General features: G+C 40.1%; 1 protein-coding gene. It reads left to right on the forward strand.

What is annotated here, in order from left to right:
• Positions 1–662: IS30 family transposase (locus tag E0E16_RS11415; RefSeq protein WP_130829720.1), on the forward strand; the 662-nt coding region annotated here is incomplete at its 5' end.
• Positions 663–688 lie beyond the last annotated feature (26 nt).

Below are 688 nucleotides of genomic sequence, written 5' to 3' on the forward strand. Positions count from 1 at the left end.
GACAAATATCAGGTTATCTGCGCAAGAATGAGGGAATAAAGGTGTCCCACCAATCCATTTATAATATCATTCATAATGATACAACAGGGGAACTTGCCAAACACACAAGGCATAAGATGAAATACAGACATCGTCCCAAGGGCAGACATCTTCCAATTAAAGACAGGTTGAGTATCCATGAAAGAAGTAAGGAAGTTGACGGGAAGAGATTCGGAGATTTTGAGATGGACTTGATCGTAGACCCTGACCAGCATACCATACTCACACTGGTAGAGAAATCCACCAATATGCTGCTTATGCAGAAACTGCCATTTGGAAAGCAGTCAAAGCCTCTGGCAAAGGTAGTTAGGAAACTGCTGCCACCATACAAGGACTGTCTGAAGACCATTACAACAGACAACGGACCTGAATTTGCAGCACATAAGGACATTACCAAGTTCTTGGGCGTGCCCGTATACTTCGCTGATCCATATTGTTCTTGGCAAAAGGGAGCTATTGAGAATACAAATAAACTAATCAGACAATATATACCGAAAAAGGATTCGTTTGAACATTACACAGACAAGAGAATTATGTCGATACAAAAGAAATTGAACGAAAGACCGAGAGAAAAATTAAACTTTTCTACTCCAAAGTGTGAATTCTTCAAATACGTTTTATAATTTTGCACTTGCTGGTTGACTCTGCG

The organism is Prevotella rectalis, assembly GCF_900607215.1.
In the GTDB taxonomy this organism is placed as follows: domain Bacteria; phylum Bacteroidota; class Bacteroidia; order Bacteroidales; family Bacteroidaceae; genus Prevotella; species Prevotella brunnea.